At 41.3% G+C, this 12,728-nt stretch carries 11 protein-coding genes; 7 read left to right on the top strand and 4 right to left on the bottom strand.

What is annotated here, in order from left to right:
- Positions 1-12 precede the first annotated feature (12 nt).
- Positions 13-483: a 6,7-dimethyl-8-ribityllumazine synthase gene (ribH, locus tag BSG1_RS00460; protein WP_006834784.1), complete on the top strand. Its 471-nt coding sequence runs from the start codon at positions 13-15 to the stop codon at positions 481-483.
- 213 nt (positions 484-696) lie between these two features.
- Entirely contained in the window at positions 697-1,986 is a 1,290-nt protein-coding gene (locus BSG1_RS00465; protein WP_006834785.1) for an NCS2 family permease, read from the top strand.
- 96 nt (positions 1,987-2,082) lie between these two features.
- Here the strand turns inward: BSG1_RS00465 and BSG1_RS00470 are convergent, their stop codons facing one another.
- Complete coding sequence (locus tag BSG1_RS00470; protein ID WP_006834786.1) at positions 2,083-3,228, bottom strand: IS4 family transposase; 1,146 nt, start codon at positions 3,226-3,228, stop codon at positions 2,083-2,085.
- Between the two features lie 284 nt (positions 3,229-3,512).
- Between BSG1_RS00470 and BSG1_RS00475 the strand changes: the two genes are divergently transcribed.
- Positions 3,513-4,781: an EAL and HDOD domain-containing protein gene (locus BSG1_RS00475; RefSeq protein WP_006834787.1), complete on the top strand. Its 1,269-nt coding sequence runs from the start codon at positions 3,513-3,515 to the stop codon at positions 4,779-4,781.
- Here the strand turns inward: BSG1_RS00475 and BSG1_RS00480 are convergent, their stop codons facing one another.
- Positions 4,782-5,069 (bottom strand): hypothetical protein, encoded by a 288-nt coding sequence (locus tag BSG1_RS00480; RefSeq protein ID WP_006834788.1) that lies wholly within the window; start codon positions 5,067-5,069, stop codon positions 4,782-4,784. It abuts the gene before it with no gap.
- Between the two features lie 239 nt (positions 5,070-5,308).
- On the opposite strand from BSG1_RS00480, the gene dapF reads away from it, so the two are divergent.
- The gene (gene dapF / locus BSG1_RS00485) at positions 5,309-6,301 is read left to right on the top strand and encodes a diaminopimelate epimerase (RefSeq protein WP_006834789.1); all 993 of its coding nucleotides are present in this window, start codon (positions 5,309-5,311) and stop codon (positions 6,299-6,301) included.
- A 1,013-nt stretch (positions 6,302-7,314) separates the two neighbouring features.
- Here dapF and BSG1_RS00490 read toward each other — a convergent pair.
- A complete protein-coding gene (locus BSG1_RS00490) occupies positions 7,315-9,150 on the bottom strand; it encodes a DNA ligase D (protein WP_006834791.1) in 1,836 nt (611 codons plus the stop codon).
- A gap of 149 nt (positions 9,151-9,299) precedes the next feature.
- On the opposite strand from BSG1_RS00490, the gene ku reads away from it, so the two are divergent.
- The 3 genes from ku (at position 9,300) to BSG1_RS19655 (ending at position 10,861) form a co-directional block, all read left to right on the top strand.
- Entirely contained in the window at positions 9,300-10,160 is an 861-nt protein-coding gene (gene ku, locus BSG1_RS00495) for a non-homologous end joining protein Ku (protein WP_006834792.1), read from the top strand.
- Between the two features lie 64 nt (positions 10,161-10,224).
- A complete protein-coding gene (locus tag BSG1_RS21050) occupies positions 10,225-10,551 on the top strand; it encodes a hypothetical protein (protein ID WP_006834793.1) in 327 nt (108 codons plus the stop codon).
- A complete protein-coding gene (locus BSG1_RS19655; RefSeq protein WP_083802829.1) occupies positions 10,490-10,861 on the top strand; it encodes a phosphatase PAP2 family protein in 372 nt (123 codons plus the stop codon). Before BSG1_RS21050 ends, BSG1_RS19655 begins: the two co-directional genes overlap by 62 nt.
- 33 nt (positions 10,862-10,894) lie before the next feature.
- Here BSG1_RS19655 and BSG1_RS00505 read toward each other — a convergent pair whose 3' ends face one another.
- Positions 10,895-12,442 (bottom strand): hypothetical protein, encoded by a 1,548-nt coding sequence (locus BSG1_RS00505; protein WP_006834795.1) that lies wholly within the window; start codon positions 12,440-12,442, stop codon positions 10,895-10,897.
- Between the last annotated feature and the right edge of the window lie 286 nt (positions 12,443-12,728).

The raw sequence follows: 12,728 nt of genomic DNA on the forward strand, positions 1-12,728 counted from the left end.
GGAGGAGTTAACATGAAAACAATTTATGAAGGTAATTTAGTAGGCTCAGGATTAAAAGTGGCAATCGTGGTGGCACGTTTCAATGAATTCATCACAAGCAAACTTCTAGGCGGTGCAGAAGATGCGCTGAAACGCCATGGTATGGACGAAGCAGACATAACGGTTACATGGGTGCCGGGAGCATTCGAAATCCCTGTCATTGCTAAAAAATTGGCTGCTTCTAAAAAGTATGATGCGGTCATCACCCTTGGTACTGTCATCAGAGGAGCGACTGCGCACTTTGAATATGTCAGTGGTGAGGTTGCGAAAGGTGTAGCAAATGTGGGGTTGCAAGAGGATGTGCCGGTTATCTTCGGTGTATTGACAACTGACACAATTGAGCAGGCTATCGAGCGTGCCGGAACCAAAGCCGGGAACAAAGGATGGGAAGCGGCTGTCAGTGCCATCGAAATGGCGAACCTTATCCGTCAAATTGAACAGTAAAACCAGCAAAGAGCGGGATATCCCGCTCTTTTTTACTTTAAAGCACTAAAAGGGACTGTCCCTCTTAGTGGTTTAAAGCGTTAAAGTGAGAGCCCATTAACTCAAAAAATATATTGGCAAAGGTACGTACATCTGCTAAAATTAGTCCTTGTGGCTTCCCTTTATTAAGGGTAAGCGGGTAGGGAGAGGGCTGTGTCGTAAGGACATGATATTATGAAAACAACAGGAGGTATTTTTCGTTTAAAGCAGCACGGAACAACAGTTAAGAAAGAAGTGACAGCGGGAGCGATCGGTTATTTTACGATTGTTTATATCATTGCTATTAATGCAATGATTCTCTCAGAGGCGGGTATGCCGTTTGAAGGGGCGGTTATGGCTACGATTCTTGCATCGTTCTTCGGATGCCTTGTGATGGCCTTTTGGGCAAACGCTCCTATATTGCTGGTACCGGGAATGGGGATCAATGCGATGTTCACTTTTACTTTAGTGGAGTCGATGGGTCTTACATGGCAGGAGGCATTAGCGGCTGTCTTTGTTTCAGGGCTGTTATTCATGATTGTTGCATTTACGAAGTTATCCGGTATTTTATCTAGGGCGATTCCAAAAGCGCTTAAAGAGGCGATCACGGTAGGATTAGGTCTGTTCCTGATGCTGATTGGATTGGAAAAAGGCGGTATCGTAGAAAAAGGTACGAGTGCACTTATTAGTCTCGGAGATATTAGCGACATAGGGGTTATTGCGACCATTCTGACATTCCTTGTAACGATTTTTCTGTTTATCAGAAATGTTAAAGGTGGATTCTTATGGAGCATCGTCTTTGGAACGCTGCTTGGCTTCCTATTCGGGATTGAACCGGAAGCAGGGCAATCAGGCTTTGGTTTAGAAGAATACGGGGCCGTGTTCGCTGAATTATCTTTCTCAAGATTGATAGAGCTGCCGTTTTTGATTGCAGCGTTTTCAATTACCATGGTGCTTGTTTTTGAGAATATCGGACTGGTAAATGGTCATGTTGATATGGCGGGTACTCCAGAAAAGTATCCTAAAGCGTTTCAGGCAAACGCGTTTTCAGCAGCTACCTGTGGTGTTTTTGGAACAAGTCCAACGGTTTCCACTGTAGAGAGTGCGGCAGCCATTGCAGCAGGCGGACGGACGGGCTTGACTTCTCTTACAACGGGAGTGTTGTTCCTTGCTTCAACGCTGTTTATTCCATATCTTAAGTGGATACCTGACCATGCGATTGCTCCGATCCTGATTATTATCGGAGGGCTGATGATCCAGAACATCCGCCACATGGATCTTAGAGATTTAACAGAGGCTTTTCCTGCAATCTTTATCATCGCGATGATTCCTTTTACTTCTAGTATCGCTGATGGGATTGCAATTGGTTTTATCTTGTATCCGATCCTGAAAGTGGCGAATGGAAAAGCAAAAGATGTTTCGCTTCCTTTATATATTATTGCTGGACTGTTTTTGATGAACTTTTTTGTCCATTCAGTCCATTAGTGAAGCAGCATCAGGACTTGTGTTCTGATGCTGTTTTTTAAGTAATGCATTACCGCTTTAAAGCCCTAAGAGGGACTGTCCACGGGTGTTGATTAGCTATATTTTTCCAAGTGATTGGCACAGACTCCCCCTTCGTTCAAAAAGTGATTTAATGGCACACCTTACCTCCACAGGTAAGGTATATGCCAAGTAACGTCGGGTGAATTCTATGAAGGTGAAAGAATGCAAAATATCCCACTCATCCTTTGTTTCATTGTAAATCCAGCGCAAAAGAAAGTAACTGATAAGAGTTCCATAAACCTGGATATATACAGAATTCGGTGAATTCCCAAACAGGTTGGAGAGATCCAGATTCCCTTTTACCCAACGGAAAAATAACTCAATTTGCCAGCGTAGTTTATAGATATAAGCAATGTCTTCAGGGGACATCATCATTAAATTCGTGGCTACTTTTATTCTGTTTCCTTCGTTGTCAGTAAATGTAACCACTCTGAATCGATTTTTTGTCTTACGGGAGTTTTTACCGATAAAGGCTGTCAGGTCTTCCTTCACGTTGCCATCTTCATCGAGAGGTACACTATGCTCCATCTCTTCCGAGAGAGAGAAGGAGCTAGCGATTCTAATCACAAAGAATTGATTGTCTTCCTGTAAATCCTCAAAGTCTCGCGTTCGTGCATATCCTCTATCTGCGGTGATGATGGAAAGGGGTTCCGTGTCTTCATACAACTTGGGTGCCACCATGACATCGTGGTGCCGCCCAGTTGTAGGGATGACTTGGGTAGGTTGCCCTTCCTCTACATCGAACTTTGTATGGAGACGAATAGCGTGGCGGGTACGGGTGTAACCCGCCCAGCTCATATCTGGATGTTGAAAAGTAATGGTTGTGGAGTCGACCGCGAATAGTTTATAGGGCTTGAACAGTGCTCGGCGCATTCCGCGTCCTAAGCGATTGACTAAACGAGAGAACAATTCTTGAAGGATCTGATAAGGGACGTTTTGAGCCTTTTTAGCAAGGGTCGAGTGGTCAACTGAAGGCAGACTATCTTCCTGGGGTATCTTGGTTTCGGCATCTCGAAAGCTTTTCCAATCTTTCGCAGAAGAAATGACAAAGAAGCGTACCAAATCTTTGGCGGAAAACTTTCTTGCGGTGTCACGATAACCCCACTTCTCACAAAGGTTTTCCACCTCTTCGTCGGTAATGAACGTTTGAAGTACCTCTGATAATTTGTTAAAGTTAGTCAATGAAGCCACTCTCCTTTTTAGTGTTGTTAGCGGTAACAATCATTCTAAAAGAGAGTGGCTTTTTTTGTCTAATGATACCGTTTATCTTACATATTATGGTTAATCAACACCCGTGAGGGACTGTCCCTCTTAGGGCTTTAAAGCGGTAAAGTGCTATTCTGAATATAGATAGACTTACTGATGTTTTCTTGGTATTCTAGTAGAGTATATCTTCTAAATTTAACCTATTTTCTATTTATATAGAACTATATATAATTTTCATTTTCACGTAGGAGTGAGCAGAAATGGAAGTGTTTGTGGCAAGGCAGCCTATATTCAATGATAATGAAGAAGCGATTGCCTATGAATTGTTATATCGGAATAACCAGGAAAATATTTTCCCTAACATTGATGGTGACAGGGCGACAGCAGACGTCATCATTAACAGTTTTTTGAATATAGGAATTGACCAGCTTTCAGGGGGCAAACCTTGTTTTATTAATTTTACAGAAACCCTGCTTAAATTGAAGGTACCAACTTATTTCCATCCCCGGGAAATAGTAGTAGAAATTTTGGAGTCAGTTGAGCCTTCGGAGGAAATCATTTCAATTTGCAAGGAATTAAGAGGCCTGGGTTATAAGATCGCCTTGGACGACTTTGTGTTTGACAAAGAAAATCCGTATTGCAGGGAATTGATGAAGCAAGCAGATTATATTAAAGTGGACATGCTGACAACATCAGTGAAAAAAAGAGAAGAAATTGAATTGATTGCACGGCTTCTTGATATAAAGCTACTGGCTGAGAAAGTGGAAACGCGAAAAGAATTTGAAGAAGCAAAGAAGAGGGGATACTCCCTTTTTCAAGGATTCTTTTTCAGTAAACCAGTCATCTTAAGGACGTACGATGTTCCGGTTTACTTTCATTCCTATTATGAGGTCATTCAAAGCCTGGAAATGAGTGAACCGAGTATTGAAAAGATTTCGCAGTTAATAGAACAGGACATCTCTTTATCTTATAAACTGCTTAAGCTGATTAACTCACCGGCCTATCGTCCAAAACAGAAGATTAATTCTATCAGGCAGGCCATCATCCTTTTAGGCTTAATCGAAATTCAAAGATGGATTTACGTGCTTGCCATCAGGGACATGACGGGTGCTGTTAAACAAATGTCTGAAGAGGTCATCAAACTTTGTCTTACACGGGCGAAAATGTGCGAGTTGATTTCTAAACACGCTTTTCAAGATGCAGTTTCTTCAAGTTACTTTTTGACCGGTATGTTTTCACTGATGGAATCAATTATTGGACAGCCAATCGAAAAAGTTCTGAAAGATATGCCGCTGCAAGATGATATATGCGATGCCTTGGAGGGAAAAGATAATAATCTGAAAAAAGTGTTGGACCTGGTCATCGCTCTTGAAAAAGCGGATTGGGAAAATGCAAACCTGAAGGGTCAAGAAATCCCCCTCCCACAAAACAAAATCAATCAATTTTATGCAGTGTCTTGTCAATGGGCGGAAAGCCTGCTAAGGGCAGAATACCTAAAAGAAGGGCAAGGTTCCACGTTAAATCAATGATTAACTGTACTCCCCTGGTTCCAGGAAACGTTTCTGAGGCTTAATGTATCGCTTTAATTCAAAAGGCAGCAGCCTCCTTAACGTTGGATTTTCAACATTTTCAGCAATGGCTCTAGGTACGGGGAATATCCCAATATCAGTAATTCTGACAGGAAATACATTTTCGAGGCAGATCGTATCTCTGCCTTTTTTTATTTTTGTATGTACCAGCACCTCTTTAGTGTTGGGTGCATCTTCTATTACAGTCACTTTCTTAACGCTGAACATGAACTTGTAATCATCAGACATTAAAAATTCTCCTCATGTATGGTATGATCCTTTTTATTTATGATAACGCGTTTAAATGAATAACGAAACTGATTACTCTTTGGAGGAATCCTATATATTTACTCAAACCACAAGCCTATTGCGAAAAAGGCTGCGATGTGGCAAGCTAAATATATGAATAATATAGATTAATAGGCGGATTGGCCAGTCTTGGCAAATACTATCTGCTATTCAACAAGTTACTCCGTGGAGGGTTTTATATGGAAATAAATTTAATAAAATGTCATGGATCAGGGAATGACTTTCTGTTGATCGATGAAATAACTGAAACGTATAATTTCTCAGAAAAGGATCGGCAGAATCTGGCCATAGCCCTTTGTGATCGAAAAAAGGGAATAGGAGCAGACGGGATCCTGTTTGTTTTAGACAGTGATAGATGTGACGGAAAAATGAGAGTCTTTAACGCGGATGGATCTGAAGCATCCATGTGTGGAAATGGCTTGAGGTGTGTAGGTCGATACGTTACAGAATTGAAGAATAAAAGTGATATTACCATCGAAACAATGAAGGCGGACCTCAAGATCTCAAGTGAACCATCCATTTTCGCAGAGATTCCGACATTCAAGGTCGAGATATCACCTGTGCTATTTGAACTGAAACATTTACCGATGAATATTGACAAACAAACGCTGATTGATGAAAAAGTTCCTGAAATTTCTGCTGCATTGACCTTTACGGCGGTTGCAGTACCAAATCCGCACCTAATCAGCATCGTGGAAAATGAGCATATCCTTTCCAATGAGCAAAAAAGCATTTCAGAATCGGTAAATGGACCGAATAATCTTTTCCCTGACGGTGTCAACGTCAGTTTTGTCCAATCACTAGGAACGGACGGAATCTATGTGAGAACCTTCGAAAGAGGAGTCGGCTTTACAAATGCATGCGGTACAGCGATGTCAGCTTCAACCCTTGTGACTTGCCTTTCAGGTTTGAATGAGTTTGAAAAAGAAATTGATGTCTTTAATAACGGTGGAAAAGTACGTGTCATTGTTCATAAAAATGACGAGCAATTCTCAATGGACCTAATCGGGAATGCCACATATACCAGCCGCTATAAACTTGACCTCGATGTAAAGGAGCCGGAAAGCTACCATACATTGAATCATATTGATTTCGACGAAGAAAGAAGCTATTCAGAGCTGCAAGAGCATGCCAAAGAAGTCGTAGAAAAGAATGTATTTCTTAAAGCTTAAAAAAGACAATATTTCAGGTGAAGGAACCAACATAATCTCATGTCTTAAGAAAAAGCGGTCTAATCCTCTGGGGGATAGACCGTTTTTTGTATTGAGTGGAAACGTCGGGCTATTACTCAAATAAATAATCCAATGTTTCGGTTAATCCCGAGAAAACGGACAATTCCTCAGGAGAATGGACCAAATTTATGACTGAGCAGAAAAAGGCCTGACTATTCCTCAAAGAAATGATCCAATTCTTTGACTAGTCCCAGAGAAAGCGGACAACAACTCCTTAGAGTAATGAACCAAAAATCTTGGTGACCGGCCAAAACACGGACAAATTTTAAAAGAAATGATCCAAATTTTCGGTTACCCCAAGTTTTATGACTGAGCGTAAAAACGACGGACTATTTCTTAAAGATATTTTGAAAATTTTCAGCTATAGTAAGAAAAAACGACGAAAGCTCTGTTAGTTGATGCTGTTGTTATAAGGTTTACATGCTTAATATCTTATCATTATTAAATTGATTACATGGTTCTGGTGCTACTTATTTTATTTGTGTTTAAGTATTTGGGGGAGCCAGCTATAGAAGTAAATCCGTAACTGTTCTAGAATTTCAAGATTTCAGTGGGAAAAGAAACAACTGTTGATTGGAGAGAAAGGTGTGCGACCTCCTGCGGGACTAGCGGGACGTCTAGATTCAGCGCCCGAGGTTACGTACCCACTGGAACCTAACCCCGCAGGCGAAGCTGAGGAGGCCAATCCAGCTCCAACGGCCAGCGACTAGCAGATTACGGTCTCTCTCCTTGCGTTAAGTCATCATCGAATCGCTTCGCTCTTCGTGATTCCTTTATCTCATGCGAGAGCCCTAAAATCTGTACGTCGCTGAACGGCCGCTTCCGCTTTTTAGTTCACCGCCCGCCCCGTGGAGTCGCACACCTGGAGCGGAAATCAAATACGAAATGTGTCTAATGGATAGATTGAAGTATGGATTGGAAGTTGAAAAACTGTATCCCTTTCCTTCTGTTTTTTATTGAAGTTTTCGCTGATTCGATTGAAGAAAAGAAAGTATCTCTCTGAAATTTTGTCTTTCTTTTACTTCTTCATAGGCGGCAAACGGGCAGCCCTTCTTCTTCAGCCTCTCCAGTACGGTCTTCATTGTGAATTTTTCCGGCCGAAGATCTTCCTTGACCTCTTCCCAAAACAGCGGTGCTGACACAAGAGCATCTTCATTGGCCCGGACAGAATAGGGTGCTATGATTGTTTTGCCCTCAGCATGCTGAATATAGTCGACGTATAAACGATTATTTCTGTTTTTCTTCAGCCCCTCAGTTGTGAAATCATCAGGGAATTGATTGATTAAGTAATTCGCCATGAATTCAGTGAAGAGGTGGGTATCCTTCCATGTATAGCCGTCTGGAATTGGTATATAGACCTGCAAACCTTTATTTCCAGAAGTTTTGATAAAGCTGATTAATTTCAGCTGGTCAAAAACTTTTTTCATTTCAGTTGCGGCTTTAACAGCAAGATAAAAATAATCCCTGGAAGGCGGGTCGAGGTCAAAGACGATTTCGTTTACATAAGCCGATCCAATTTTTTGAAAAGGGATATGAAATTCGATGGCTAGCTGGTTACCAAGCCACATCAGGGTTTCGAGATCATTACATAGGATGTAATCGATATTTTCCAATCTTACGGTCTTTACAAAATCAGGGGCATAATCAGGACAGTTCTTTTGATAAAAAGACTCTCCATACATTCCATGCGGCAGCCTGATTACAGTCAACGGCCGCTGTTTAAGAAAGCTCAAGAAACGGGGGGATACATTTCTTAGATAGCGGATGTATTGAAGCTTATCAATGGCGGGCGATTCCCAAAGCGGTTTGTCCGGGTGAGTGACCTCAACGGGTTCAGGCAATGAGGCCTCGTCCAGCATGAATTGTATCCAAGTGCATTCCTCCGGCTTCTCATGAAAAAGAAATTGGTGAAAATGGGGCTCCCTCAGTTGGTCTTCATACCATTCCAAGTAATTAAGCTCCACACATAAGCCGGGATGAACATAGGATTTTCCCTTTTCTTCCTGGTAGGCATTTTCTTTAATGATTGAATTTAAAGCCTGTTTTTCCTCTGGGCTGATTCCGAAATAAAATGCTCCGATTCCAATAACCTCTTTTTCCTTAAAAACACCAACTTCATAATAACCATTGCTGTTGTCGTGAGAAAGGATAAAACACTTGGCTCTTTTCCAATTTTTCATTTTGCGCCAGGTAGTTGTCCGCCGGCCTTCCTCCCACACACTCTCTTCAGACTTGGCAATCAGTCCTTCCCCATCCAAGTGCCGTACTGCGCCCCAAACCTGATTACTGTTTCTATAGGAAGGTATCATCTGGATTCTTGCAGAAGAACCATAATTTACTTCCAAGGGGAGTCCCGCCTTTCTAAATAGCGCGGATAATTCTTTTTTTCGCTCACTATAGGCCATGCTTGTCATTCTTTTACCTGAACTTTGTAGCAAATCAAATGCAAGGAAGCTACAAGGATTCAGTTCTGATGCTTTTTGAATGTTCTCTTTGGTCTTCATTCTTCCTCTGATTTGCAGACTGCCAAAATTGCTTTTGAAATCATTTTCAAGGAGAACGATTTCTCCATCCAAGAAGACAGGAAGTGTCCATGAATCCTCTTCTATGATTTTTAACACAGCATCGTGAATCTCAGGGAATTGGGGTAGCAGATCGTTTCCGTTCCTGCTGAACAATTGGATTTCTTCTTGTGATTTTATTAATAAAAGTCCTCTGAAACCATCATATTTCACTTCATACTTCCAGTTTCCTTTTACAGGTGTTTCATCAAATAAAGTTGGCAGCATCGGTTTCAACGTTCATCACCACTTTTAAAAACAGGATAAGTCTTATCTTGCCCAGTCGATGCAGAAATATTTCCAGAACTTTTATAGGATAGGCGCATAGCAGAAACATCCAAATTAAGAGTAAGACAAAAGAAAATGGAGGATGATTTATGCACACGATATGGAAAGGAAGTATCAGCTTTGGGCTCGTGAATATCCCTATTAAGCTTCACGCAGCCACAGAAGATAAAGATATCAAATTACGGTCGCTTCACCGGGAATGCCATACGCCAATCAAATATGAGAAGATATGTCCCGTATGCGAAAAAGATCTTGAATATGAGGATATTGTAAAAGGGTATGAAATTGCAAAGGGAAAGTTTGTAGTCATTGAAGATGAGGAAATTAAAGAGTTAAGGGACACAAGTGAAGAAAAGGCGGTTGAGATAGTCGATTTCATTAAAATCGAAGAAATTGATCCGATTTATTACAACCGCAGTTATTTTATCTCCCCAAATGAAGGCGGGAAAAAAGCTTACAGTCTATTGAGGAAGGCATTAACCGAATCTAACAAAGTCGGTATTGCAAAAATTGCGATGAGGTCTAAGGAACAGCTTGCTGTTGTAAGGGTTTATCAAAATACAATGGTCATGGAAACCATCCATTTTCCAGATGAAGTTCGAAGTACAGGAGATGTACCTAATGTGCCAGCAGAGGATGAAGTCAGCCAAAAAGAATTGGATACAGCCGTTCTGTTGATCGATCAGTTGTCGACAGAATTTGAACCGGAGAAGTATGAAGATGATTACAGAAAAAAATTACTGAAACTGATTCAATCCAAGCAAACAGGGGAAAAGTTTGTTACACCGAAAGAAAAAGCACCGGCAGCCAATGTGACGGATTTAATGTCAGCACTGCAAGCTTCCATTGATAAGTCGAAACCGGAACCTGAAAAGAAACCAGTAACCAAAGCACCGGCTGCAAAGATACCGAAAAAGAAAAGAACGGTTAAAAAAGTAGAGGCTCAATAATCCTTAGAAACAAGGGAGAAGCTATGAGAAAAGGGAAATCGATTGGAAGCAACAGTATTTTTTTGTGTTGGGACTTGGTTTGATTGCCCTTTTAACAGCGGGGTTCATTAAAATTGTGGAAGAATGGCAGGAGCAGGAAATAGAAGCCTTTGATTCGGCAGTGTATTCAGGAGTAAGTACATTTATGACCCCGGGTGTCACTCAATTTATGAAAGCTATTACCTTTTTGGGAGGGATAAAGTGGATAGCGATACTCACTGCCGCAGCTGTCATTTTATTCCTTGTTTTCAAGAAATACTCGCTTGGTCTTTATATGCTGTTCACAGTCTTTGGGAGGAGGCTTCAACTGTCTGCTCAAAGAGTATTTCCAAAGGCAGCGACCTGGCATTGAAGCGTTGATCGAACAGGATGGGTACAGCTTTCCGAGCGGACATTCAATGGGATCGTTCATTTTTTACGGAGCAATGGCATTTGCCCTGTTCAGGCTTTATGACCATACATGGTCAAGGGTTATTGGAGCAGCGGCTTTAATGGTTTTGGTACTTTTAATCGGTTTAAGCAGAGTCTATCTGGGAGTTCACTATCCAAGTGATATTCTTGGAGGGTTCTTGGCAGGAGGAGTATGGCTTGCGTTTTCTATATTGGTCTATACCTTTATTAAAGGGGCACGGCCTTGGAGGAAGCTCAGCGGTGATACATGAAACGGACTGGAAAGCACCAGTCCGTTTTGTCATTTAAAACAGGTTGAATACATATGTTCCAATACTTGTGATGTAAAGCAGGATATACACTCCGATGAAATAGAATGCACCTCCAAAAGTGCCCCAGTCAGGATCGCGTCCAAATTTCCATATAGCTGCAGAGACAGCCGTGATAATCAACAGGAGGATCCATCCGCTGCCGGTGAATGTCAGGTAAGAAGGAGCGATTTCATAGAAGTAGGCGTTCATTGCTTTATCGACAAATGTGAAAGGCATCGCTGCAAAAATAGCAATGGAAACGTATTCTACCCAGTTGATTTCTTCTTTTTCAAAAATGTTTGGCTTGGCCATATAAAGTACGATCAATAGTAAAAGTGAAGGAAGTATCCAATAGAAGGATACCAGGCATGTGACAAGGCTGCTTGCCAGCAGCATGACTGTATTTATTCCGGCTTCCTTATAGGATCTTGATGTCAATTCTGTACTTTGTTCTTTTACTTCCAGTGACTGAGAAGCACCAAATAACTTATACTCTCCGCCATCATAGTCGAGCCACACGATAGAACCGTCGTTTGCCTCGACAGGGTAGTGAGTGATCCCATCGGTTGTCGTAAAGGCAGAGGAGGTCACTGTGGATGTTCCATCATAGACCCCTGTATAAAGGCTGACAGTGTTATCATCACCAATTCCTTGCCCTTCTGCAGTAAAGAGAAGAGTCGGTGTTTCTCTTGTCTCCATGATTTGAACATATCTTGGTGTTTCGAGCTTAGCACCATTGGCTTCATTAAGAATGGTAACATTCTCCGCTTTCAGCAAAGAGCTCCCCAAATCGCTCACAGCCGTCTTTGCCATATGCAGGTGATAGGTCAGAGCCCCTTGTGAACGCATCTGTGTATCAAAGATAAAAGTGATTTCCCCATCCTGAATGGTATAAGCAATATTTCCAATCTGGTTATTCTTGTTATTCGCTACTTTCAGGAAAGCATTTTGCGTAACTTCCCCCTCAGCAGAAACAAAAAACAATTCAGCATTCATGTCATTTGTCTGCTGGGCAACGACATAGCTTCCATCACTGCCAAAGTAAACATTCGCAACTTCGTTTGAAAAGCTGTGAATCTGCTTCGATTCCAATATGGAAGGGTCCATTTCAAATACATTGCCGCCCTGCCAGTAGATTACCTTGTCGCTGCGGGTAGTAACGCCGGTGACATCTTCTGCGATAACTCTCTCATTGCTTCCGCTAATTTTCAGGGCGCCTTGGCTTAACGTGATAAACTGTTCACCATCAGTCCAAAATGGGTATCCGCGAGGAACAGTAAAGGAGATGTTTCCTTCATTTGAAACTTCCAATCCATCATTGAGACTGAAGTGATGAACTTTGTCTTTTTCGCTGTAGAACACTTCATTTCCATTTTGAAACACAATCGGTTTTTCATCTGTTTCCATGCTGAATGGAATGGAGCGGCTCCAATTTTCATTCGGCAGTTCAGTCAATCTCAATAATTGTTGAAAAAACAATACGCCAATCAGTATCACGATGATGACTGACGGCAGCCCAAAAGCTTTTAATTTCTCTTTCATAAATGCCCCCTGAGTTTTTTATCAATTTCTCTAATTTAGAATTTTACCACAATTTTCCGATTTGGGAATATATTTTTTATTAACAGAAAAATTAATTGTCTTTTCAGAAAATAAACACTGCTTTAATTTTAACGTTCGCATAATGAATGCAGAAAGATAATTAGAAAAAAAGATAGGAGGGATATTTGTTGACAGAGGTATTAATATAGAACACAATGATATTGAAAATCATTCTCATTAACGTGACAAGAGATTCCCCCTTCTTAGAGAGTGATATATGGTATAA

It is taken from the genome of Bacillus sp. SG-1 (assembly GCF_000181495.1).
Lineage (GTDB): Bacteria > Bacillota > Bacilli > Bacillales > Bacillaceae_B > Rossellomorea.

Bases quoted from the DNA above. Each gene is read 5' to 3' on its own strand.
- BSG1_RS00475 (WP_006834787.1), top strand. From the start codon at position 3,513: ATGGAAGTGTTTGTGGCAAGGCAGCCTATATTCAATGATAATGAAGAA.
- ku (WP_006834792.1), top strand. From the start codon at position 9,300: ATGCACACGATATGGAAAGGAAGTATCAGCTTTGGGCTCGTGAATATC.
- ribH (WP_006834784.1), top strand. From the start codon at position 13: ATGAAAACAATTTATGAAGGTAATTTAGTAGGCTCAGGATTAAAAGTG.
- BSG1_RS00505 (WP_006834795.1), bottom strand. From the start codon at position 12,442: ATGAAAGAGAAATTAAAAGCTTTTGGGCTGCCGTCAGTCATCATCGTG.
- dapF (WP_006834789.1), top strand. From the start codon at position 5,309: ATGGAAATAAATTTAATAAAATGTCATGGATCAGGGAATGACTTTCTG.
- BSG1_RS00465 (WP_006834785.1), top strand. From the start codon at position 697: ATGAAAACAACAGGAGGTATTTTTCGTTTAAAGCAGCACGGAACAACA.
- BSG1_RS00490 (WP_006834791.1), bottom strand. From the start codon at position 9,150: ATGCTGCCAACTTTATTTGATGAAACACCTGTAAAAGGAAACTGGAAG.
- BSG1_RS00480 (WP_006834788.1), bottom strand. From the start codon at position 5,069: ATGTCTGATGATTACAAGTTCATGTTCAGCGTTAAGAAAGTGACTGTA.